This window comes from Rhizobium sp. 10N427, assembly GCF_056394605.1.
Genome location: NZ_JBFTID010000010.1, coordinates 138,341 through 161,622, shown reverse-complemented (window position 1 = coordinate 161,622; position 23,282 = coordinate 138,341). Strand labels below are relative to the sequence as shown.

The 23,282-nt window shown below is 61.3% G+C and carries 22 protein-coding genes; 16 read left to right on the top strand and 6 right to left on the bottom strand.

Annotation, left to right across the window (positions count from 1 at the left end; genetic code table 11):
- The first annotated feature begins 2 nt into the window (after positions 1–2).
- The 5 genes from AC1DIJ_RS20945 (at position 3) to AC1DIJ_RS20925 (ending at position 6,436) form a co-directional block, all read left to right on the top strand.
- Complete coding sequence (locus tag AC1DIJ_RS20945; protein ID WP_112385667.1) at positions 3–782, top strand: SDR family oxidoreductase; 780 nt, start codon at positions 3–5, stop codon at positions 780–782.
- 119 nt (positions 783–901) lie between these two features.
- Positions 902–1,333, top strand: a complete 432-nt coding sequence (locus AC1DIJ_RS20940) for an OsmC family protein (protein ID WP_112385666.1) — start codon at positions 902–904, stop codon at positions 1,331–1,333.
- 144 nt (positions 1,334–1,477) lie between these two features.
- Positions 1,478–2,083, top strand: coding sequence for a TetR/AcrR family transcriptional regulator (locus tag AC1DIJ_RS20935; RefSeq protein ID WP_112385665.1), 606 nt, complete (start codon positions 1,478–1,480; stop codon positions 2,081–2,083).
- 48 nt (positions 2,084–2,131) lie between these two features.
- On the top strand, positions 2,132–3,268 hold the full coding sequence (locus tag AC1DIJ_RS20930) for an efflux RND transporter periplasmic adaptor subunit (protein WP_112385664.1): 1,137 nt from the start codon (positions 2,132–2,134) through the stop codon (positions 3,266–3,268).
- Between the two features lie 24 nt (positions 3,269–3,292).
- Positions 3,293–6,436, top strand: a complete 3,144-nt coding sequence (locus tag AC1DIJ_RS20925; protein ID WP_112385663.1) for an efflux RND transporter permease subunit — start codon at positions 3,293–3,295, stop codon at positions 6,434–6,436.
- A gap of 49 nt (positions 6,437–6,485) precedes the next feature.
- Here AC1DIJ_RS20925 and AC1DIJ_RS20920 read toward each other — a convergent pair whose 3' ends face one another.
- Genes AC1DIJ_RS20920 through AC1DIJ_RS20910 form a run of 3 tightly spaced genes read right to left on the bottom strand, consistent with a single transcriptional unit; the run spans position 6,486 to position 9,447 of the window.
- Positions 6,486–7,397, bottom strand: a complete 912-nt coding sequence (locus AC1DIJ_RS20920; protein WP_112385662.1) for an ROK family protein — start codon at positions 7,395–7,397, stop codon at positions 6,486–6,488.
- A gap of 59 nt (positions 7,398–7,456) precedes the next feature.
- Complete coding sequence (locus AC1DIJ_RS20915; RefSeq protein ID WP_112385661.1) at positions 7,457–8,791, bottom strand: sensor histidine kinase; 1,335 nt, start codon at positions 8,789–8,791, stop codon at positions 7,457–7,459.
- Complete coding sequence (locus tag AC1DIJ_RS20910) at positions 8,788–9,447, bottom strand: response regulator (protein WP_112385660.1); 660 nt, start codon at positions 9,445–9,447, stop codon at positions 8,788–8,790. The genes AC1DIJ_RS20915 and AC1DIJ_RS20910 overlap by 4 nt, the downstream gene beginning before the upstream one ends.
- Positions 9,448–9,632: 185 nt before the next feature.
- Between AC1DIJ_RS20910 and AC1DIJ_RS20905 the strand changes: the two genes are divergently transcribed.
- The 9 genes from AC1DIJ_RS20905 to AC1DIJ_RS20865 all read left to right on the top strand — a co-directional run bounded on the left by AC1DIJ_RS20905 (position 9,633) and on the right by AC1DIJ_RS20865 (position 19,649).
- Positions 9,633–10,292, top strand: coding sequence for an exopolysaccharide biosynthesis protein (locus tag AC1DIJ_RS20905; RefSeq protein WP_112385731.1), 660 nt, complete (start codon positions 9,633–9,635; stop codon positions 10,290–10,292).
- A 141-nt stretch (positions 10,293–10,433) separates the two neighbouring features.
- On the top strand, positions 10,434–11,387 hold the full coding sequence (locus tag AC1DIJ_RS20900; protein ID WP_112385659.1) for a sugar-binding transcriptional regulator: 954 nt from the start codon (positions 10,434–10,436) through the stop codon (positions 11,385–11,387).
- A gap of 145 nt (positions 11,388–11,532) precedes the next feature.
- Positions 11,533–12,843, top strand: coding sequence for an ABC transporter substrate-binding protein (locus AC1DIJ_RS20895; RefSeq protein ID WP_112385730.1), 1,311 nt, complete (start codon positions 11,533–11,535; stop codon positions 12,841–12,843).
- Positions 12,844–12,982: 139 nt separating this feature from the next.
- Entirely contained in the window at positions 12,983–13,855 is an 873-nt protein-coding gene (locus AC1DIJ_RS20890; protein WP_112385658.1) for a carbohydrate ABC transporter permease, read from the top strand.
- 1 nt (position 13,856) lies between these two features.
- Positions 13,857–14,687 carry a carbohydrate ABC transporter permease gene (locus AC1DIJ_RS20885; RefSeq protein WP_112385657.1) on the top strand — a complete coding sequence of 277 codons (831 nt, stop codon included), beginning with the start codon at positions 13,857–13,859 and terminating at the stop codon, positions 14,685–14,687.
- Positions 14,688–14,705: 18 nt separating this feature from the next.
- Entirely contained in the window at positions 14,706–15,704 is a 999-nt protein-coding gene (locus AC1DIJ_RS20880; protein WP_112385656.1) for an ABC transporter ATP-binding protein, read from the top strand.
- 102 nt (positions 15,705–15,806) lie between these two features.
- Positions 15,807–17,288 carry a mannitol dehydrogenase family protein gene (locus AC1DIJ_RS20875; RefSeq protein WP_112385655.1) on the top strand — a complete coding sequence of 494 codons (1,482 nt, stop codon included), beginning with the start codon at positions 15,807–15,809 and terminating at the stop codon, positions 17,286–17,288.
- A gap of 85 nt (positions 17,289–17,373) precedes the next feature.
- Positions 17,374–18,063 carry an HAD family hydrolase gene (locus AC1DIJ_RS20870; protein WP_112385654.1) on the top strand — a complete coding sequence of 230 codons (690 nt, stop codon included), beginning with the start codon at positions 17,374–17,376 and terminating at the stop codon, positions 18,061–18,063.
- The gene (locus tag AC1DIJ_RS20865; RefSeq protein WP_112385653.1) at positions 18,063–19,649 is read left to right on the top strand and encodes an FGGY-family carbohydrate kinase; all 1,587 of its coding nucleotides are present in this window, start codon (positions 18,063–18,065) and stop codon (positions 19,647–19,649) included. The genes AC1DIJ_RS20870 and AC1DIJ_RS20865 overlap by 1 nt, the downstream gene beginning before the upstream one ends.
- On the opposite strand, the gene AC1DIJ_RS20860 is transcribed toward AC1DIJ_RS20865, so the two are convergent.
- Positions 19,646–20,503: a MurR/RpiR family transcriptional regulator gene (locus AC1DIJ_RS20860; RefSeq protein WP_112385652.1), complete on the bottom strand. Its 858-nt coding sequence runs from the start codon at positions 20,501–20,503 to the stop codon at positions 19,646–19,648. The genes AC1DIJ_RS20865 and AC1DIJ_RS20860 overlap by 4 nt on opposite strands.
- Positions 20,504–20,738: 235 nt before the next feature.
- On the opposite strand from AC1DIJ_RS20860, the gene AC1DIJ_RS20855 reads away from it, so the two are divergent.
- Positions 20,739–21,452 (top strand): sulfate transporter family protein, encoded by a 714-nt coding sequence (locus tag AC1DIJ_RS20855; RefSeq protein ID WP_112385651.1) that lies wholly within the window; start codon positions 20,739–20,741, stop codon positions 21,450–21,452.
- A 1-nt stretch (position 21,453) separates the two neighbouring features.
- Here AC1DIJ_RS20855 and AC1DIJ_RS20850 read toward each other — a convergent pair whose 3' ends face one another.
- On the bottom strand, positions 21,454–21,879 hold the full coding sequence (locus tag AC1DIJ_RS20850; RefSeq protein ID WP_112385650.1) for a VOC family protein: 426 nt from the start codon (positions 21,877–21,879) through the stop codon (positions 21,454–21,456).
- Positions 21,880–21,960: 81 nt separating this feature from the next.
- Between AC1DIJ_RS20850 and AC1DIJ_RS20845 the strand changes: the two genes are divergently transcribed.
- Positions 21,961–22,536 carry a TetR/AcrR family transcriptional regulator gene (locus AC1DIJ_RS20845; RefSeq protein ID WP_477831534.1) on the top strand — a complete coding sequence of 192 codons (576 nt, stop codon included), beginning with the start codon at positions 21,961–21,963 and terminating at the stop codon, positions 22,534–22,536.
- Here AC1DIJ_RS20845 and nth read toward each other — a convergent pair.
- A complete protein-coding gene (gene nth, locus AC1DIJ_RS20840) occupies positions 22,501–23,280 on the bottom strand; it encodes an endonuclease III (protein ID WP_112385648.1) in 780 nt (259 codons plus the stop codon). The genes AC1DIJ_RS20845 and nth overlap by 36 nt on opposite strands.
- Positions 23,281–23,282: the final 2 nt, after the last annotated feature.

Genomic DNA, 23,282 nt, shown 5'->3' with positions numbered 1-23,282 from the left:
TTTTGGTGGAGCGTCTCAAGGGAAAGCGCGTACTGATCACAGGTGCGGCGCAGGGCATCGGTCTGGCGATTGCCGAGGCCTTCGTGCGCGAGGATGCTGCCGTCTTTCTCATCGATACCGACGAGGCGCGGCTTGCGGCTGCTGCAGCTGGGCTTCGTGCAAAGGGCGGCCGCGTTGGGTATATGCGCGCCGATATTACCGATGTTCCGGCGATCGCGGCTGCCGTTTCACAGGCTGTCTCGGAAATCGGGCCGATCAACGCGCTGGTCAATAATGCCGGCGTCAATGTCTTTGCCGAGCCGCTCGAGACGAGCGATGCGGAATGGGACCGCTGCTTCGACATCAACCTCAAGGGCGCCTGGAACTGCACGAAATCCGTGCTGCCGGGATTGATCGAGCAGGGCGGCGGCGTGATCCTCAATATCGCCTCTACGCATGCCTTCACCATCATCCAGCATACATTTCCCTATCCGCTTGCAAAGCATGCGCTACTCGGCATGACCAAGTCGCTGGGGCTTGAATATGCGGCGAAGAACATCCGCGTGAACGCGCTGGCGCCGGGCTATGTCGCGACCCAGAAGGTCATTGATTACTGGAACGGTTTTCCCGATCCGGAGGCGGCCAAGGCCGAAACGATGAAGCTTCATCCCGGCGGGCGGATCGCCACGCCGGAGGAGATCGCCATGGCCGCCGTCTTCATGATCTCTGACGAATGCCCGTTCATGAATGCCACCTGCCTGACTGTTGATGGCGGTTTGAGCGTGCAGCAGCATCCGGCCTGAATGATTTTCGCGTGGTGGTCGCCAACGCGAGATCGAGCCTTATATTGCGCCAAGGAAGGTGATGCCTTCCGCGGTGGCGGCATTGGCCACTTCAGGTTTCAATCGCAACGGAGGACGGCATGCAGATCAATCGCACAGCATCGGCCCAATGGTCCGGCGGGCTCAAGGATGGCAAGGGCAAGATTTCGACCCAGAGCGGCGCTCTCAAGGAGCAGCCCTATGGTTTTGCAACGCGTTTCGAAGGCGTTCCCGGCACAAACCCGGAAGAGCTGATCGGCGCGGCGCATGCCGGTTGCTTCACGATGGCGCTTTCACTGATCCTCGGTGAAGCCGGGCTGACGGCCGAGCGCATGGAGACGACGGCGAAGGTGACGCTGGAAAGCGTCGAAGGCGGCTTTGCGATCACCGCCATCCATCTTTCGCTGTCCGGCAAGGTACCGGGCGCCGATCAGGCGAAGTTCACCGAGCTTGCCAACAAGGCCAAGGCCGGGTGCCCGGTTTCCAAGGCGCTGTCGGCCGTGCCGATCACGCTCGACGTCACGCTTTCCTGATCCATTTGAAAACATTCATACAATGCCGCGCGCCAAATGGCCGCGGCATTTTTACGTTTGATTCACTGATTGACATGTGATGGCTGATATCTTACGACTGACGAAATTCAAAATTCGTCAGTCGTAAGTGAGGCCACTCGAAGCATGGGCGAAATTGCAGAAGCCACGATCGAAAGCAGCCGTCAGGAGAATGTGACGCGCATTCTGGATTCGGCGGAAAAGCTTTTCCGTCACTACGGTTATGCCAAGACGACCGTTGCCGACGTTGCCCGTGATCTGGGCATGTCGCCTGCCAACATCTACCGCTTCTTTGCATCCAAGGTGGAAATCCACCAGGCGATCTGCGGACGCATGCTGGCCGCAGGCTACAAGCAGGCCTATGACGCCTGCCATTTGCCGCTCAGCGCTTCGGAGCGGCTGCGGCTTTTCGTGCATGGCCAGTATCAGATGACGGTCGACACCATGCTCGATCGCGAAAAGGTTCACGAAATGGTGGTCGTCGCGATCGAGCGCGACTGGCACGTGATCGACAAGCATATCGACAGCATTCATGCATTGCTTGCCGACGTGATCCGCGAGGGGATTGCGGCCGGTGAGTTTGCCGAACAGGACGCGGATGCGGCTTCGCGTTGTTTCGGTGCGGCGACGGTCACCCTGTGCCATCCGCAAATCGTTGCTCAGTGTCTTGCCAAGACTAATCGGGCGACGATTGACGAGCTCGTCGAATTCTCTCTGAAAGCATTGAAATAACAGGCGGTTCAGCCGCCGTATAACATTCGAAAGATCGGGAGCGCGAAGATGATTTCGCTCAATAGCCGCCTCATGCCGTCCATTTTCAGCCTTGCGCTCGCCGGCGCTCTCAGTCTCGGCCTTTCCGGCTGCAGCGACGAGAAGAAGGCCGAAGCCCCGCAAGTGTTGCGGCCCGTGAAGGTCGTCGAGATCACCAAGGCCGGCGACACGCGGGCGCTTGATTATTCCGGCGCCGTCAAGGCGCGCACCGAGATGAATCTCGGCTTCCGCGTTGCCGGCAAGATCACCGAACGCGCCGTCAATATCGGCGACCGGGTGAAGCCCGGCGACCTTCTGGCGCGCGTCGATGCGACCGACTACGAGCTTGCCGTGAAGAGTGCTGAAGCCAATCTGGCTGCGGCCGAGAAGGGCGTACAGACCGCCGATCTGGCCAACAAGCGCGCCATCCAGCTCTTCGACAAGAGCGTCGCCTCGAAATCGCAACTTGAGCAAGCGTCGCTGACCTACGATCAGGCGGTATCGACGCGCGATGCCGCTCTGTCGTCGCTCGACCAGGCGAAAAACCAGGTGAGCTACGCTGCGCTGCAGGCCGATCAGAACGGTATCGTGACCGCAATCAATGCCGATACCGGGCAGGTCGTGGCTTCTGGTACGCCGGTCGTCGCGGTAGCCGTCGATGGCGAGAAAGAAGTGCAGATCGCCGTGCCGGAGAACGATATTGCCGAGTTCAAGCCTGGCAAGCCCGTCAAGGCAAGCTTCTGGTCCGATGACAAGCTGGTTCTGCAGGGCAAGGTTCGCGAAGTCTCGGGTGCCGCCGATCCGCAGTCGCGGACCTTCTCTGTCCGGGTCAGCCTGCCGAATGATCCGCGCGTGCTTCTTGGCATGACCGCGACCGTCGAGGCCAATGTCACCAATACCAATCCTGATGTCGCCGTGCCGCTGACGGCGTTGGCGGAAAAGGATGGCAAGAAGATCGTCTGGATCGTCGACCGCAATGCTGCGACTGTCCATGCCCGCGAGATCAAGATTGCCGATTTCACCGGCGATGGCGTCAGCGTCACCGAAGGCCTGCAGAGCGGCGATATCGTCGTTGCTGCCGGCACGCAGTTCATGACCGAGAACCTCAAGGTCAAGCTGCCCGATCAGCAGGCCGCTTCCACCGAAGCGACCAGCGCCGTCGAGTAAGGCGTAGCGAGAGGGACACAGGTCATGGACAGCAACGACACCACCGAGAAGCGCCCGTTCAATCTGTCGCGCTGGGCAATCGGCCATCCGAGCATCGCCCGCTTCCTCTTTGGCCTCATCCTGATCACCGGGGTGCTCGGGCTGATGCGCATGGGCCAGAAGGAAGACCCGGATTTCACCTTCCGCGTGATGGTCGTGCAGGCCGTCTGGCCGGGCTCCTCCATTCAAGAGATGGAAGACCAGGTCACCAACAAGATCGAGCGCAAGCTGCAGGAAACCCCGCATCTCGACTGGGTGAAATCCTATACCCGTGCCGGCAGCTCAATCATCACCGTTCAGGTGAAGGGCGACACCAGTTCGGCCGACGTCGCCGACGCTTTCTACCAGGTTCGCAAGAAGGTCGGCGATATCGCCAGCGAGCTGCCGCAGGGCCTGCTCGGCCCCTATTTCAACGACGAATTCGGCGATACCTTCATCACCCTGCATTCGATCAGTGGCGACGGTTATTCCTATCCGGAGCTGAAGAAATTCGCGATCCAGGCGCGTGACATGCTGCTGACGACGCCGGGCGTCGAGAAGGCTGTCATCATCGGCGATCAGCCGGAGAAGATTTATATCGACGTCTCCTCCAAGGCGCTGGCCGAGCGCGGCCTGACCGTCATCGATCTACAGAACGCGATTAAGGGCCAGAACAATGTCGATCCGGCAGGTTCGGTTGATACCGGTCTGCGGTCCGTGCGCATCTCGGTCGAAGGCGATGTCCGCAAGGTCGAGGATATCCGGGAACTGCGGCTGCGCTCCGGCAATCAGGTGACCCGCCTCGGCGATATCGCCACCGTCTATTCGGGTCTCGAGGATCCCTATCAGCGCAAGTACCGCTTCAACGGTCATGAGAGCGTCCAGGTCGGCGTCGTCATGGCCAAGGGCTTCAAGGTCACCGATGTCGGCAAGGATGTCGAAGCGACCTACGAGCGCTTCGAGAAGGCGCTGCCCTATGGCGTGGCTGTCGATCAGATCTCCAACCAGCCCGATGTCGTGACAGATGCGATCAGCGAGTTCATGCATGCGCTGGGCGAAGCGCTGGTGATCGTGCTTATCGTCTCGTTCCTGTCGATCGGCTGGCGCTCCGGCCTGGTGATCGCGATCGCGATCCCCTTGGTACTCGCGGCCACATTCGCCATCATGTACGAGCTCGGCATCGACCTGCAGCGCATCTCGCTCGGCGCGCTGATCATCGCGCTCGGTCTTCTCGTCGATGATGCAATGATCGTCGTCGAGATGATGGAGCGAAAGCTCGAAGAGGGACTGGTGAAGGTCGAGGCGGCAAGTTTCGCCTATTCATCGACAGCCTTCCCGATGCTGACCGGCACGCTGATCACCACGGCCGGGTTCATTCCCGTCGGTTTTGCGGCATCGACGGCGGGTGAATATGTCCGTTCGCTCTTCTATGTTGTCGGTATCGCGCTTATCGTTTCATGGTTCGTGGCGGTCTATTTCACGCCATGGCTCGGCTACATGATCCTGAAGCAGCGGCATCACACCGGCGAGCATCACGATGTCTTCGACACGCGCTTCTATCGCGGCCTGCGCAACAGCGTCGGCTGGGCGGTGCGCCATCGCGCCATCGTGCTCCTGATCACCGTCGGTGCCTTTGTCACCAGTCTCTGGAGCTTCCAGTTCATTCCGCAGAACTTCTTCCCGCAGTCCTCGCGTCCCGAAATCCTTGTCGATCTCTGGCTGCCCGAGGGCACCAGCATCAAGGACGTCGAGACCAAGGCGAAGGCTCTCGAAGCCAAGATGATGGCGGATACCGACAAGAAGTTCATCGCCACCTATATCGGCGAAGGCGCGCCGCGGTTCTTCCTGCCGCTCGATCAGCAGCTTGCCAATCCGAACTTTGCCCAGCTCCTGATCATGGCGAATGATGAACCGGCGCGTGAGCGTCTGATCGTCAAGCTCAGGACGATCCTGGCCGAAGACTTCCCCGATATCCGCGGCAAGGTCGATCGCCTGTTCCTGGGACCGCCGACCGGCTGGCCCGTGCAGATGCGCGTCATGGGGCCCGACCGCCAGGAAGTGCGCCGGATTGCCGACGAGGTGAAGGCCAAGTTTGCCGAGAACCCCGAACTCGGTGCCATCCACGACGACTGGCTGGAACCGGTACCGGCGATGAAGCTCGTCATCGACCAGGATCGCGCCCGTTCGCTGGGTGTTACCTCGCAGCGCGTCCGGCAGATGCTGCAGACCGCGATGTCCGGGGCGCCGCTCGATGACTTCCGTGATGGCGAAGAGACGGTCTCGATCGTTGCCCGGGAGCCGGAGACGAGCCGTTCGCTGCTCTCGGCCGTCAACTCGGTCTATGTGCCGACCGATTTCGGCGGCTTCGTGCCGGTGTCGCAAATCGCCAAGGTGGTTCCAGTGATGGAGCAGGGCATCGAATGGCGCCGCAACCGCCTGCCGACGATCAGCGTGCGTGCCACATTGCCTGACGGCGTGCAGCCGAACGACGTTGCCATGAAGATGTATGCCGACATGAAGGGTCTGCGCGACAGCTTGCCCGCCGGCTACCAGGTGCAGATCCAGGGCGGTGCTGAAGATGCTGCCGAGAGCCAGGATTCGATTGCCGCCAAGGCGCCGATCATGCTCGTCGTCATCATGATCCTGCTGATGGCGCAGCTGCAGCACTTCGGCAAGGCGATGCTGGTCTTCGCGACCGGTCCGCTCGGCATCATCGGCGCGGCTAGCGCCTTGCTGATCAGCGGTGCGCCGTTCGGCTTCGTGGCGATCCTTGGCGTCATCGCGCTGCTTGGGATCATCATCCGCAACTCGATCATCCTCGTCGACCAGATCGACCAGGATATCAAGGCGGGGATGCATCGGCAGGAGGCGATCGTCGGTGCTGCTGTCCGCCGCTTCAGGCCGATCATGCTGACGGCGCTGACGGCCGTTCTGGCGCTGATCCCGATCTCACGTGGCGTTTTCTGGGGTCCGCTTGCCTACGCCATGATGGGCGGCATTCTGGTTGCCACCCTGCTGACGATCTTCGTTCTGCCCGCCGGCTATGCGCTGTTCTTCGGCCGTGAGCCGAAGGATGCGACGGGCGGGCAGGCCAGCGCCGACCAGGAAGACGCGGATGAGCATCATCCGCCGGCGATGGCCGCAGAGTGAGGATGGCGCGGCTCCGGCCGCGCCGTTTTCGCTTTCAGATCAGGTGTGTTCAGGCTGCCTCGGCCTTGAGGCCGAGGATGGCGGCGCCGATCAGGCCGGGCTCGACGCGGCATTCGCTGCGAACGACCAGCGGCCGGTCGAACTTGCGCAAGATTCGCTGACGGACCGCCTTGTCGAGTTCGGCAAGCAGCTGTTCGACATTCGACAGGCCGCCGCCGACCGGGACGATCGTTGCGCCCGTGATGTTGACTGTCAGGGCCAGCGGTGAGGCCACGAGATCGGTATAGACGTCGATCGTGCGCGTCGCCTTTTCATCGCCCTGCTGCCATTGCGCAATGATCTCCTCGCTGGAGAAATCCAGGTCATGCAGCGTCTTGTGCAGTCGCTCGAGGCCGCGGGCGCCGCCAACGGTGTCGACACAGCCCTTCTGACCGCAGCCACAGGGATAGGCCGGGATTTTGGCGGGCGGGTTTCCTGCTTCCGAGGCGATGACCGGGCCGTGGCCCCATTCACCGGCAAAGCCGCCCGAGGCATTGATCAATCGCCCGTCGGAGACAAGGCCGCCACCGACGCCGGTGCCGAGAATGGCACCAAGTACGATGCGGTGGCCGCGTCCGGCTCCGAGTTCGGCCTCTGCCATGGCGAAACAATCGGCATCATTGGCGATCAGCACCGGCAGGCCGAGTTCCGCCTCCAGTTCGGCTGCGAGATCGCGGCCGTGGATACAGGGAATGTTGGCGCAGGTGAGCCGCTGAGTATCCGGATCGACGACACCGGCAATCGAAAGCGCAACGCGCGAGGGCTGTTCGTCGCTTTCCGTGATGAAACTGCGGATGGTTTCGACGAAGGCCGCAAAGTCGTCCTTGGGCGTCGGCTTGCGGCCCATGGGAGTGATGTCCGCTTCGGAGCGGGCGATGCCGCCCTTGATGGCCGAGCCGCCGATGTCGAAGGAAATGATCATGTCTTGCCGCCTCGCGATTACCGGCGTCTGCTCGCATCGTTTGAGTGGATTTGCAAGCCCTATGCAGGGAGCGTGACCCGTGCTTCGAAACCGGATTGCCTGCCGCTTGCCGGTGACAGCAGTTCCAGCGTCCCGCCCATCTGGGTGGTGATGCGGTCGGCAATCGCCAGACCGAGACCAGATCCCGGCGCGTTGGTCGCCCCCCGGCGGAAGCGCCGCTTGAGATTGCCGAGGTCTGCCGCAGAAATCACCGGACTGTCGTTGACCACGCGAATGGTGCCTTCCCCATCCAGTGAGACCGAAACCTCCTGCCCGGGGTCTCCATGAGAGAGGGCGTTTTCGACCAGATTGCGGATAACGATGCCGAAGGCATCGACGTCGGCGTTGCGCACAAGCGTTGCGCCGTTTCGGGCCTCATAGGCGATGCGGCCCTCGGTGCGGCTGTCGCGGGCATAGTCGGTCATCAGCATGTCGAGCACCGGCTTCAGGTCGGAGGCTACATCGCTCTTGCCGATCCCGGCTTCGGCGCGGGAGAGCTGCAGCAGCTTCTCCGCCAGCCGGCTGAGATTGACCAATGAAGTCTCAACCTGCTTGGCCCGCTGCCGCACCGGGCCGGGCGGAAGCTCTTCTGCAAGTCGCTGCGTCTGCGCCAGAGCACCGGCGATCGGGGTGCGCAGCTCGTGCGCGCTGTTGGCTGTAAATTCTCGCTCGGCTTCCAGCGCCGACCGCAGCCGGGCCAGCAGCAGATTGACGGAACGGCCGATCGGTTTGATCTCGCGGGGCAGGCTGCCGCTCTCGATCGGCGCCATGTTGCCACCGTCCTTGGTGGCAATGTCCTGGCGCAGTGTTTCGATCGGTTTCAACGCGCGGCCGACCACGAACCAGACGGCGAAGATGCTGGCCGGGATGAGGACGATGAGCGGCCAGAGCAGGGTGGCGGCACTTTCGCGCACGGCCTCGCGGCGATTGCCGAAGCGGTCGGCCACCTGCATGAACAGCGTGCCATCCGTCGTTGCCTCGGTGTAGATCCGATGCGTCTGGGTGTCATGAAAGCCGTGGACGAGTGGCGCATTGAAGGGCTCGGCCGGCGCGTCGTTGGAGCGGAGCACGACCTTGCCGGTTTTATCCCGCAGTTGATAGGTCAGATATTCGCGGCTGGCGGCGGTGTTCAGCATCGCAACGCTGCGCGGGTCGGTAACGGTGCGCTGGTCGAGATCGTCGACGATCAGTGCCAGCAGCCGCTGCGTCGTTTCTTCCTGAGCGCTGTCGAATATCTCCGAGAACTCGTGCTGCATGACGCGGATGCTGAGGCCGATGGCAATCAGCCAGAAGAGCACGACGATACTGGTCAGCGCCAGGATCAGCGGCCGGGTGATGCTCGGTTCGCGTCTCATGCTTCGCCCAGCGTGTAGCCGATGCCGCGGGCGGTGCGGATGCGGTCCTTGCCGATCTTCTTGCGCAGCCGGCTGACATAGACCTCGACGGTGTTGCTCTCGATTTCCGATCCGAAAGCGTAGAGCGCCTCTTCGATCCGATCCTTGGGCACGATCGCGCCGGGCCGGGCAACCAGCAGATCGAGCACGGCCCATTCACGGCTGGTCAGGACGATCGACTCACCAGCGACCGCAAGCTTGTGCTGGGGGCGATCGATCTCGATATCGGCGATCTTGATGATGGGGTGCGGATTGGCGCCGTAGCGGCGGGCCACCGCCATGATCCGGGCTTCGAGTTCTCCGAGATTGAACGGCTTGACGAGATAATCGTCGGCACCGGCATTCAGCCCCTCAATGCGGTCGGATATCTGGTCGCGCGCCGTGAGGATGATGACGGGCACGGTCTTGCCGCGCCCCCTCAGCGCTTTCAGGAATTCGATGCCTGTACCGTCAGGCAGCTGCAGGTCGAGCAGGATCAGCCCGTAATCGACCGATTTTTCCGCCGCCTGCGCATCGCCGATCGTGCGCATCCAGTCGATGGCGTGGCCAGCGGCGGCCACATGGTCGCGCACCGCTTCGCCAATCATTCCATCGTCTTCAACCAACAGAATTCGCACGCAATTTCTCCCTGGGGAATGAGTAGCGCCTGGCGCTGGCGGGGGTCAAGCATGGCGTGACGGCGAAAAATGGCCTTGCAATGGCCGCGATCGGGAACCGGCGCCGTCATGATGGCGGCACATTCAGCAGAGAAGGTTCATATTTGGATGGTATCAAGCACACGAAATCGAGTTTCTGGGGTTTTATGACGATCGAAAGCATGGATATGGCGCGGGGGCGCCTGCCGCGTAATCCACGGCCGAGGGCGCGCCGCCTGTCTGCAATTCTCAGGCAGATGGCCAGTGACCGCTCGCGCGAGCGCATCTCCATCCGGGATATTTTCGAAACGATGGGCGACCGGGCGATCGGCGCTCTGATGCTGGTTTTCGCGCTGCCGAACCTCGTGCCGACGCCGCCCGGCACCTCGGCGATCCTCGGGGCGCCGCTGCTCTTTCTTGCCGCCCAGTTGACCTTCGGCCTCAGACCATGGCTGCCGAAGGTGATTGCCGACCGGTCGATGCGCCGCGAGGATTTCGAGGCGATCATTTCGCGTATCCATCGGAAGCTTGCTTTCGCCGAGCGGATGCTGAAGCCGCGGCTTTCGGTGCTTGTCGAGCCGCCGGCAGAATATCTTGCCGGCTTCCTCTGTCTGGTGATGGCGATCATCCTGACGCTGCCGATTCCGCTTGGGAATATGCTGCCGGCGCTGGCGATCTGCCTGTTCTCCTTCGGTATTCTCGGCCGCGACGGCTTGTTCGTAATCCTCGGCGTGATCGCTGCCGGACTGTCGGCGACCGTCGTCGGCGGGATGGTCTATGGGATCATCAAGGCGGCAGCTTTCGTCATCGCCAACTGGTTTGCCTGACAGGTCGCCAAGACGAAATCTGTCACGCATTTCTTCAACACACTCGACATTTGCCCATTTTTGTTTTGATCTGGCGCATTAGAGATTCATGGTCATATTCACCCGGTAGAACGCCGGCTTATTTTGCGCGGTAGAAGCTAGATGGCAAAGAGAACCGATACTCCGGGACGGCTGGATGACGCGGCGCGAGCAGGGTGGCTCTATTATGTTGCGGGCCGGACGCAGGATGAGATTGCTTCGACGATGGGCATCTCGCGCCAGTCGGCACAGCGTCTCGTTTCGCTTGCCGTTGCCGAGAAGCTGATCAAGGTGCGGCTCGATCATCCGATCGCCGCCTGTCTCGAACTCGGCAATCAGCTGCGCAAGAAATTCGACCTGCGTTCCGTGGAAATCGTGCCCAGCGATCCAGGCTCTTCTTCAACGACGATCGGCATTGCCGAGGCGGCGGCTGCGGAAATCGAGCGTTGGCTGAAGCGGCCCGAACCGATCGTGCTTGCCGTCGGTACCGGCCGTACGTTGAAAGCGGCCGTCGATCAGCTGCCGCAGCTCGAATGTCCCGAACACCGCATCGTCTCCCTGACCGGAAACATCACGCCCGATGGGTCGGCAGCCTATTACAACGTCATCTTCAGCATGGCCGATGCGGTCAAGGCGCGGCATTTCCCGATGCCGCTACCGGTTCTCGTCACGTCGGCAGAAGAGCGTGAAATGCTGCACAGCCAGCAGCTGGTGCGCTCGACGCTGGAGATCAGCTCGCAGTCGGATGTCACCTTCGTCGGTATCGGGGAACTGGGCATCGACGGGCCGCTCTGCGTCGACGGTTTCCTCGAGAAGGACGAGATGATGGAGCTGATGCGCAATGGCGCCGTCGGCGAGATCTGTGGCTGGATTTTCGACGGTGACGGCAAGCTTCTCGACAACCCGATCAACGAGCGCGTTGCCTCGGCGCCAATTCCGCCGCGCGACTCATCGACCGTGATCGGAATCGCCAAGGGAAAGCGCAAATTCAAGGCGATACGAGCCGCCATCGTCGGCCGCCAGATCAACGCTTTGATCACCGATGAGGCAACTGCCGAGTTTTTGCTCACAGTCTGAGCAAAAATTATTTTGTTTTAAATCAACGCCATAAGTGTCCCTTTCGCTACCGCAGCAACGAATGCGGATTGACATTCTGTGACCTCCTATGAGTAATTGCCCATGAGCAAAGCGAATGCTCACACTCATCTTCTGGGAGGAAGATATGACATTGAGAACTCTTCTGCTGGGCGCTTGCTCGGCACTGGCGTTTGCGGGCATGGCTTCGGCTGAAACGCTCACAATCGCGACCGTGAACAACGGCGACATGATCCGTATGCAGAAGCTGACGGATGACTTCAAAAAATCCAATCCCGACATCGACCTGGAATGGGTCACGCTCGAAGAGAACGTGCTCCGCCAGAAGGTCACCACTGACATCGCCACCAAGGGCGGTCAGTATGACGTTCTGACGATCGGCACTTACGAAGTTCCGATATGGGCAAAGCAGGGCTGGCTTCTGCCGCTCGACAATCTCGGCGCCGACTACGATGCCGACGACCTGCTGCCGGCAATCCGCAGCGGTCTGACTGCAGACGGCAAGCTCTATGCAGCGCCGTTCTACGGCGAAAGCTCGATGGTCATGTACCGCAAGGACCTGTTCGAAGCTGCCGGTCTCAAGATGCCCGACGCTCCGACCTGGGATTTCATCGCAGACGCTGCGAAGAAGATCACCAACAAGGACAAGGAAGTCTACGGCATTTGCCTTCGCGGCAAGGCCGGCTGGGGCGAAAACATGGCGTTCCTGACGGCCATGTCGAATTCCTTCGGCGCACGCTGGTTCGATGAGCAGTGGAAGCCGCAGTTCGACCAGCCCGAGTGGAAGGACACGCTGAACTTCTACGTCAACCTGATGAAGGAAGCCGGCCCTCCGGGTGCTTCTTCCAACGGCTTCAACGAAAACCTGGCGCTCTTCCAGACCGGCAAGTGCGGCATGTGGATCGATGCCACCGTGGCAGCATCCTTCGTCAGCAACCCGAAGGAATCGCAGGTTGCCGACAAGGTCGGTTTCGCTCTGGCTCCGGACAAGGGCCTCGGCAAGCGCGGCAACTGGCTCTGGGCCTGGAACCTCGCCATCCCGGCAGGCTCGCAGAAGGTCGAAGCGGCTGAAAAGTTCGTCGCCTGGGCTACCAGCAAGCACTACACCGAGCTGGTCGCTGCAAAGGAAGGCTGGCTGAATGCACCTCCCGGTACCCGTTCTTCGCTCTATGCGAATGCCGATTACCAGAAGGCAGCACCTTTCGCGAAGATGACGCTTGATAGCATCAACTCGGCTGACCCGACCAAGCCGACCGTCAAGCCGGTCCCTTATGTCGGCGTCCAGTTCGTGGCGATCCCGGAATTCCAGGGCATCGGTACGGCCGTTGGGCAGCAGTTCTCCGCAGCGCTTGCCGGCCAGCTTTCGGTCGACCAGGCTCTTCAGAGCGCACAGCAGCTGACCACCCGCGAAATGACCAAGGCTGGTTACATCAAGTAATAACCTCCTGAGAACGAGTTGGAATGCTTGACATTCCACTCAACTGGGCCGCCGAATTGCCCGAACTGCATCGGCGGCCCCCTTTTTTTCTTTGCTGCCCTGCAGCCGTTCGCCACTCCAGACATGATCGGTAATTGCCATGGCAACGTTACACACCCGCTCAGCCGCGCGCATGATGATGGCACCTTCGGTCATTCTTCTGCTGCTGTGGTCGCTCATCCCGCTGGCGATGACGATCTACTTCTCGCTGCTGAACTACAATCTGCTCAGCCCAGGCATGGAAAGCTTTGTCGGCTTCCTGAACTATCAGTACTTCCTGACGGATCCAGCCTTCTTCTCCGCTCTGGCAAATACGCTGCTGCTGGTGCTCGGCGTCCTGTTGATCACGGTCGTCGGCGGTATCGCCTTCGCGATCCTGCTGAACCAGGACATCTACGGGCAGGGCATCGTTCGCATCCTGGTCATCGCGCCCTTCTTCGTCATGCCGACGGTGGCTGCGCTTGTCTGGAAGAACATGTTCATGAACCCGGTCAACGGGCTCTTCGCGCATCTCGCCAAGGCGCTAGGTTTGCAGCCTTACGACTGGCTGGCCAATGCGCCGCTTTTCTCGATCATCCTGATCGTCGCCTGGCAGTGGCTGCCGTTTGCCACGCTGATCATGCTGACGGCACTGCAGTCGCTCGATGAGGAACAGCAGGAAGCCGCCGAAATGGATGGCGCGGGTGTCGTTTCGAAATTCATCTATATCGTTCTGCCGCATATGGCGCGCGCCATTACCGTGGTCATCCTGATCCAGACGATCTTCCTGCTTTCGGTCTTCGCCGAAATCCTGGTCACCACCAATGGCGGCCCCGGCACGCAGAGCACCAACCTGACCTATCTGGTCTATGTCCAGGCGCTCCTGCAGTTCGATATCGGCGGTGCTTCGGCAGGCGGTATCGTCGCTGTCATCCTCGCCAATATCGTCGCGATCTTCCTTGTCCGCCTCGTCGGCAAGAACCTGGAGGCGTAAGATGGCCCGTAAAGTCACCACCCAACGCAAGGTCATCATGACCGCGATCGCCTGGACGCTCGGGATACTGATCTTCTTCCCGATCCTCTGGACGTTCCTGACCAGCTTCAAGTCCGAAGCCGATGCGATCGCCTCGCCGCCGCAGTTCCTGTTCTTCCACTGGACGACGGAGAATTATGCGGAAGTGCAGAGCCGGTCGAACTATCTCGGCCACTTCATGAACTCAGTGATCATCTCCTTCGGCTCGACGCTGCTCGGCCTGATCATCGCCATTCCGGCCGCCTGGGCCATGGCGTTTTCGCCGACCAAGCGGACCAAGGACGTTCTGATGTGGATGCTGTCGACGAAGATGATGCCGCCGGTCGGCGCGCTCATCCCGATCTACCTGATGTTCCGCAACACCGGACTGCTGGACAGCCGCATGGGCCTGGTGATCGTGCTGACGCTCATCAACCTGCCGATCATCGTCTGGATGCTCTATACCTATTTCAAGGAAATCCCTGGCGAAATTCTCGAGGCCGCCCGCATGGACGGTGCATCGCTCGCCAAGGAAATCATCTATGTGCTGACGCCGATGGCCATTCCCGGAATTGCCTCGACGCTGCTGCTCAACATCATCCTGGCCTGGAACGAAGCCTTCTGGACCCTCAACCTCTCTGCCTCGAAGGCAGCGCCGCTGACGGCCTTCATCGCTTCCTATTCCAGCCCCGAGGGCCTGTTCTACGCCAAGCTCTCGGCAGCTTCGACCATGGCGATTGCCCCGATCCTGATCCTCGGCTGGTTCTCGCAGAAACAACTCGTCCGCGGCCTGACCTTCGGCGCGGTGAAATAAGACGACAGGGAGAGAAACATGGGCAGCATTACCCTTCAGAAAGTCTCGAAGGTCTTCGGCGAAGCCAAGGTCATCCCTTCGATCGACCTTGAGATCAAGGACGGCGAGTTCGTCGTCTTCGTCGGACCATCGGGCTGCGGCAAGTCCACGCTGCTGCGGCTGATCGCCGGGCTCGAGGATGTCAGCGGCGGCAAGATCGTCATCGACGGCAAGGACGCGACCGAACAGGCGCCGTCCGAACGCCGCCTGGCGATGGTGTTCCAGTCCTATGCGCTTTATCCGCATATGAGCGTGCGCAACAACATCGCCTTCCCGCTGAAGATGGCAGGGATGGACAAGGCTGAGATCGACCGCAAGGTCGGCGATGCCGCGCGCGTGCTGAACCTCACCGACTATCTGGAGCGCAAGCCGCGCCAGCTTTCGGGTGGTCAGCGCCAGCGTGTCGCCATCGGCCGCGCCATTGTTCGCCAGCCGTCGGCCTTCCTGTTCGACGAGCCGTTGTCGAACCTCGATGCGGCGCTGCGCGTCAACATGCGTCTGGAGATCAGCGAACTGCACCAGCAGCTGAAGACGACGATGATCTATGTCACCCACGACCAGGTGGAAGCCATGACCATGGCCGACAAGATCGTCGTTCTCAACCGCGGCAATATCGAGCAGGTGGGCTCGCCGCTGGAGCTCTACAAGAACCCGCGCAACCTCTTCGTCGCCGGTTTCATCGGTTCGCCGAAGATGAATTTCGTCAAGGGCCAGCTCGCCGCTCAGCTCGGCGCGCATACGATCGGCGTTCGCCCCGAACATGTGCTGCTGTCGCTGGAAAGCGGCGACTGGAAGGGCCGGGTCACGGTTGCCGAACATCTCGGCTCCGACACGTTCCTGCATATCGATGTCGAGGGCATCGGTGCGGTGACCGCGCGTGCCGGCGGCGACTTCGCTGCCAAGGCGGGCGACACCGTCTATATGACGCCCGACAAGGCGCGTATCCACAAATTCAACGAGGGCGGCCTCGCCATCTAAGGCGGGACCGGGCCGGGGTGGCCATGCGGAGCGGGCGCGGTGCCCGGTCCGCCGAGACCTGGAGCGGGAGGCCGCTCCGGAAGACCTCAAGAGGACTGTATCATGACGTGCAAACTATCGCTGGCAACGCTTGCCGAGGCGGCCAAGACGGCCACGGTTCCGGCCTATGACCGGGCGTCGCTCTCAGCCGGCATCGTGCACTTCGGCGTCGGCAATTTTCATCGCGCCCACCAGGCGATCTATCTCGACGATCTCTTTAACGAGGGGCAGGATCACGACTGGGCGCTTGTCGGCGCCGGCATGCTGCCGTCGGATGCGTCGATGCGCGAAAAGCTCGCGGCGCAGGATTTCCTGACGACGGTGGTCGAGCAGGATAACAACAAGACGGCGGCCCGGGTCACCGGACCGATGATCGACATCCTGCCGGTCGGCGATTCCAAGGCGATCATCGCCAAGCTTGCGGATCCCTCCATCCGCATCGTCTCGATGACGATTACCGAGGGTGGCTATTTCATCGACGCTTCCGGCAAGTTCAATCCTGAGCATCCGGCGATCGCCGCCGACGGCAAGAACCCGTCCGAGCCGAAGACCGTGTTCGGCCTGATCGTCGCCGGTCTGAAGGCGCGCAAGAACAAGGGCATTATTCCCTTCACGGTGATGTCCTGCGACAACATTCCGCATAACGGCGTGGTCACCACCAACGCCGTTGTCGGTACGGCGAAGCTGTCGGATCCGGCCTTCGCCGATTGGATCAAGGCCAACGTTGCCTTCCCGAATGCCATGGTCGACCGCATCACGCCGGCAACCGGCCAGCGCGAGATCGACCTGCTGAAGGATCAGTTCGGCATCGAGGACAACTGGCCCGTCTACTGCGAAGAATTCAAGCAGTGGGTGCTGGAAGACAAGTTCACCGCAGGCCGTCCGGCGCTCGAAAAGGTCGGCGTCACCTTCGTGCCTGATGTCACGCCTTACGAGCATATGAAGATCCGCATCCTGAACGGTGGGCATGCGGCGATTGCCTATCCGGCAGCGCTGATGGACATCCACTTCGTTCACGATTCGATGGAAGACCCGCTGATCCGCGCCTTCCTGGCGAAGCTCGAAAAGGACGAGATCATTCCGATCGTGCCGCCGGTGCCAAATACCTCGCTGCAGGACTATTTCGAGCTGATCGAGCGCCGCCTGYTGAACCCGAAGATCGCCGACACCATCCCGCGTCTGGCGCAGGACGGCTCCAACCGGCAGCCGAAATTCATCCTGCCCTCGACGCTCGACAATCTCAGCCAGGGCAGGGACGTGGTGGGTCTGTCGCTGGTCTCGGCGCTCTGGTGCCGCTACTTCGCCGGCAAGACAGACAGCGGCAAGGAGATCGTCTTCAACGATGCCAGCGCCGACCGTCTGCACGCGGCTGCGGTCAAGGCCAAGGACGATCCGGCGGCCTTCCTCGCCTTTGACGATATCTTCGGCGAAGTCGCGAAATCGGAGCTCTTCCGCAAGCGCTTCGCCCATGCCCTGAAAACGCTGTGGGAAAAGGGCACTCGCGAGACGCTGCAGCTCTATCTCGACGGCAAGCTTGCAGTGTAAGCAGATATGACGGCGGCACATGCCGCCGTTGCCGCCTGGCGGGATGCAGGACGGTCATGCGTCCTAGAACGATGGTTGGTCTTCCATGACTGATGCTGAGACACGGCTGGTCATATTCGATTGCGACGGCGTGCTTGTCGATAGCGAGCCGATCTCGGTCAATGTCCTCGTCGCGGCGATGAACGGTCTTGGCGTGCCGATCACCGAAGAGGAGGTCTATGGCCGCTTCCTCGGCAAGAGCCTGGCGACCGTCATCGAAACGATGAAGAGCGACTACCACGTTCATGCCGGCGAGGAATTTCTCGAGCGGATGCGGATCGATCTCTACAGCCGCTTCCGCAACGAGCTGAAACCGATCGACGGTATCGGCGAGACCATCGATGCGCTCGACATTCCCTGTTGCGTTGCGTCCTCCAGTCAGGTCGAACGCATCGAGCTGTCGCTGTCGGTCACCGGTCTCATCAGCAAGCTGCCGCATATTTTCAGCGCCAGCATGGTGAAGAACGGCAAGCCCGCGCCGGACCTTTTTCTGCATGCCGCGCGTGAAATGCAGGTCGAGCCGAAGAATTGCGTGGTCGTCGAGGACAGCCCGGCGGGCATCGAGGCGGCGAAGGCCGCCGGCATGCGCGTCTTTGCCTTTACCGGCGGTTCGCATGCGAATTTCGAAGGCTATCGTGCTGAACTTGACCGGCTTTCGCCCGAAGCCGTGTTTGACGTGATGCCTGAATTGATACACCTTATCCAGAAACAAAAGCTGGATGGGATGCACCCCTGATGCATGATCACGTGGTTGCGGTGGATGTTGGCACCGGCAGTGCGCGCGCCGGCGTCTTCGATGCCGGCGGCCGGTTGCTGGGCAAGGCCGAGCATCCAATCATCATGAACAGGCCGCGGGAAAACCACGCCGAGCACGATTCCGAAAATATCTGGTCCGCCGTCTGCATCTCGGTGCGCAAGGCCGTTGAGCAATCGGGCGTGGCGCCTGCTTCAATCGGTGCGATCGGCTTTGACGGGACGTGCTCGCTCGTCGTGCGCGATGTCGAGGGCAGGCAGATTTCTGTTTCGACCGGCGGCGAGAAGCGCTTTGACACCATCGTCTGGCTGGATCACCGGGCGCTGCAGGAAGCGGATTTCTGCACGGCGACGCAGCATGCCGTTCTCGAACATTCCGGGCATTTCATGTCTCCCGAGATGGAGATGCCGAAGCTGATGTGGCTGAAGACGAAGCTTCCGGGCACCTGGATGAATGCCGGCTACTTCTTCGATCTTGCCGACTTCATGACCTGGAAGGCCACGGGATCCCTCAGCCGCTCGCGCTGCACGCTGACGGCGAAATGGAACTATCTTTCCCATGAGAAAGACGGCTGGCGTAAGGACTTCCTGGCGCAGATCGGTCTCGACGATCTGCTGGAGCGGGGGCACCTGCCTGACGAGACGGTGCCGGTCGGCTCCAGCGTCGGGACGTTGACGCAGGAGGCTGCCTCGGCGCTGGGGCTGACGACCGCCTGCCATGTTGCAGCCGGGATGGTCGATGCCTATGCCGGTGCGCTTGGCACACTCGGCGGCTATGCGGCCGACCCGCGCGAGCTTGAACGCCAGCTGGCGCTGATTGCAGGCACATCAAGCTGCATCGTTTCGTTTTCGCGCGAACGGCGGCCGAGCCACGGCATGTGGGGGCCATATTACGAAGCGGTGTTTCCGCAGTCCTGGCTTGTCGAAGGCGGCCAGTCGGCGACCGGCGCCCTGCTTGATCATATCGTGCGCATGCATGCGGCCGGCGGCGAGCCGACGGCGGCGTTGCATCAGAAGATCGCAGCCCGTGTCGCTCAGCTCCGTGCTGAAGAAGGCGACGATGCGCTTGGCGCCAGGATCTTCGTACTGCCTGACTTTCATGGCAACCGCTCGCCGCTTGCAGATCCCCACGCCGTCGGCGTTGTCAGCGGGCTGACGCTCGATACCTCCTTCGACGGTCTTTGCGCGCTCTATTGGCGGACTGCCGTCGGGATTGCGCTTGGTATCCGCCATATCCTCGAGACGATGAAAGAGTACGGCTACGTTCCGGATACGCTACATGTGGCCGGCGGCCACGTGAAGAACCCGGTGTTGATGGAGCTTTATTCCGACGCGACGGGATGTAAGGTTGTGGTGCCGAAAATGAACGAAGCCGTCCTGCTCGGTACGGCGATCGCGGCTTCCGCCGCCTGCGGATTACACAAGGATCTGGCAGCGGCCGGGACCGCAATGTATCCCGGCGGCGACGAACGCAGCCCGAACGCGGCCAAGCGGGCGATGTACGACCGCGAATACCGGCGGCTGCTGGCCATGTACCGGCATCGCGCCGAGCTGGAAGCGATGGATTAGCCGCCGCCGCGGCCTTCGCCGAGGATGGCGCCGAATTCCGCCATGCGGCGTTCGCGCTGGAAGGCCTCGTCGCCGGCCGCGGCAATCACCGTTTCCGACAGGCAATCGAGCAGTGCCATCAGCGGCGGCAGGTTGTCTTCGTCCGGCACGCGTGACGGAGGCAGTGTCAGCATGATGTTCGACTGCTCCGGCATCCAGTCATTGTTTTCCGCAGTGATCAGCACCACCCGGTAGCCGTAGCGCCTTGCTGTTCTGGCAAGTAGCCTGGCGCGGGCAAAGCGCCGGCAATCGATGATGACGAGCAGTGCGCCTTCGCCGGTCTGTCGGGCGAAGAGTTCGGCAAAGCGGCTCCCCGATCCATCGAGCGCGCGAACGCCATCGCGGGCGTGGGTAAGGCGCTGGGCAAAATGCGAAGCGAAACCGGTCAGGCGTACATGGGTGGCGATGAAGACTTCGCGGGCGCTTGAAATCATTGACGCCGCCTCAGCCCATTGGGGCTGCGCGGTCAGGTGGTAGATATGGTGCATCGCCTGGATCTGTTCGGTAACCAGCAGCGCTAGCGGCTTGCCGCTCGATGCGTCGGTCTGCAGCTCGTTGAGCGAGGTCTGCAACTGAACCGGCGATGTGACCGCCGTTTCGCGGATATGGATCTTGACGCTGTCGAGGCCCTGATAGCCGAGCGCGCGCAGGAAGCGCCCGACCGTCATTGGGCTGAGATCCAGCCGGTCGGCCACCGAGGCCGCGGTTTCAAAGGGCAGGTCGTTCAGATGCTCGGTGAAATACTTCGCGATCCGGCGCTCCGCTGGCGTGCCGGACTTCACGTAATGCCTGAGCTTCTGGACGAAGTCTTCCACGCAACGGGCCCCTCACTGGCGAAAACGCGTCTTGCGGATGCGCGCGGGCGAGACTTGCCGTTTGCAACTATTTCCGGAAGCTGCGTCTCAGGCTCAAGTTTAGATCGAATATTTTCCAGTATATATTAGTGTTCAATTGCAGACAAGTTTTCCATTGCTGCATGTACTTTTATTTCCGCTTGCCGTTCTGCGCGGGGATTCCTACATCCTGGGTCAAACCACGGAGACGCCACGCATGATCCTTGACGCCGCCCGCCTGTCCTTCCGCAACCTGCTTGCTCCCGAGACACGCTCAGTGTTCTGGAAGGTGCTGGGTTTGACGCTTCTGGTGCTGGTCGGGCTGTGGTTCGTGCTGCGCAGCCTGTTTGCGACGCTGCTCTTTCCCTGGATTGCTGGTTTCTTTCCACAGATGCCCGAATGGGCGGGGTGGCTGAGCTTCGTCTTAGCCATTCTCGCCGGTCTTGGGTTGGCGCTCGGCCTTGCCCTTCTTCTGTCTCCGGTGACGGCGCTGATTGCCGGTCTGTTTCTGGATGACGTTGCAGAGGTTGTGGAGAAGCGCGATTATCCGAACGACCGGCCGGGCACGGCAATGCCGCTCGGACCGGCGTTGACGAGTTCGATCAAGTTCCTCGGAGTGGTGGTTCTCGGCAATATCATCGCGCTGCTTCTGCTCTTCATCCCCGGCGTCAATCTGATCGCCTTCTTCGTGGTGAACGGTTATCTGCTCGGGCGGGAATTCTTCGAGTTTGCAGCGATGCGCTTCCGGCCGCCCGAGGAGGCCCGCGCCTTCCGGGCAAAGCACGGATCGACGGTCTTCCTGGGCGGCCTTGTCATCGCGGCCTTCCTTGCTGTGCCGTTTCTCAACCTTCTGACGCCGCTCTTTGCCGCCGGCATGATGGTGCACCTGCACAAGCTGGTCTCGCAGAAGGATCCAGCCTTCAGAGGCTAGGTCAAGCTGGCAGTGCCGAAGCGTCGTACATGGCGGCGAATTCGGCGCTCGGCGGGATCGGCTTGATGATGTCGATCAGCACGCCGTTGGGGTCGGCGGTGATGAAGTGCCGCTGGCCGAAATCCTCGTCACGCAAATCGCGCATGATCGGCAATCCCGCGGCCTTGCAGGCCGCGTAAATGGTATCGACATCCTCGACCTCGAAATTCAGAAGCAGGCCGGAGACCCTGCCGCGCGCCTGCTCGGGGATGGTCTCGTGGCTGCCGTCCAGGATCGCGAGGTTGATCCGCTCGTCTTCGGCGGATTGCAGGTGGACATACCAGTCACTTTCAAACAGCGCCTGAAAGCGGAAATGCGTCATGTAGAAAGCCGCCGTTGCCGCCACATCGCCGGTCATGATGACCGGATAATAGCTCGTCGATTTCATTTCATCGCTCCTTTTTAATTTACGTACAGTTTGTATGTTTTTTCGTTTAACATACATGCGGTGTGTATGTAAATAGGTGATATGACCAGGACCAATCGCGAACGAACCGAACAGACGCAGCAGGCACTGATCGCGGCTGCACGGCGCCTCTTTGTCGACAAAGGCTATGCCGAGACCGCGACGCCGGACATCGTCTCGGCGGCGGGCGTGACGCGCGGCGCGCTCTATCACCATTTCGAAGACAAGCGAGCGCTGTTCCGGGCGGTCATCGAGCTGGAGGCGGGAAAGGTGGCGGAGGAGATCGAGAGCCGCTCGGCGGATGCGCAATCTCCAAGGGATGCACTGCTCACGGGTGCATCGGCCTATTTCGATGCGATGGCGGCTGAGGGACGTACACGGCTGCTGCTGCTGGAGGCGCCAGCGGTTCTCGGCGCCGAGGCTTCGGCGATCGACCGGGAGAATGCGGAGGAAAGCCTGCGCCGGGGCTTKGCGGCGATGCTGCCCGCCGGAACGATGCAGCTGGGAGCACTGACGGCATTGTTGTCGGCCGCCTTCGATCGTGCTGCGATCGAGATCGAGCAGGGTGGGGTGCGGGCAGATTACGAGCAGGCGATTGCCAGCTTAGTCGATGGCCTCGCCGATCATCTGCGGCGGTAGCTCGACGAGCGGCGCGGGGATGTCCCACGTCTTCTCGGCAGACTTGCAGATATCGGCGATGACGCAGCGCTCGCATTCGGGGCGTCTTGCCTTGCAGGTGTAGCGGCCATGCAGGATCAGCCAGTGGTGAGCGTGGTAGAGATACTGCTTCGGCACCACCTTCATCATCCGCTCTTCGACTTCATCGGGCGTCTTGCCGGGCGCGAGCCTGATGCGATTGGCGATGCGGAAGATGTGGGTATCGACGGCCATCGTCGCCTGGCCGAATGCCATGGAGAGCACGACATTCGCGGTCTTGCGGCCGACGCCGGGCAGGCGGATCAGCTCTTCGCGCGTCTGCGGCACGACACCGCCGAATTCATCGACCAGCATCTGCGACAACGCAATGACGTTCTTCGCCTTGTTGCGATAGAGGCCGATCGTCTTGATGTAATCGCGAACCTTTTCCTCGCCGAGGGCAAGCATCTTTTCCGGCGTATCGGCGGCCTTGAAAAGCGCCCGTGTCGCCTTGTTGACGCCGGCGTCGGTCGCCTGCGCCGAGAGCGCCACGGCAACCACCAAGGTGAAGGGGTTGCTGTGTTCCAGCTCGCCCTTCGGTTCTGGCCGCTGGATCGAGAAGCGGCGGAAAATCTCCTCCCGCTCGGCTTCGGAATAGGCGCTTCGGACCGCCGCCGTCTTGCGGCGGGCGATCACTTTTGAGTTTTGCGAAATGCGGGAAGCGGATTTGAGTTTCGGTTCGGCCATCG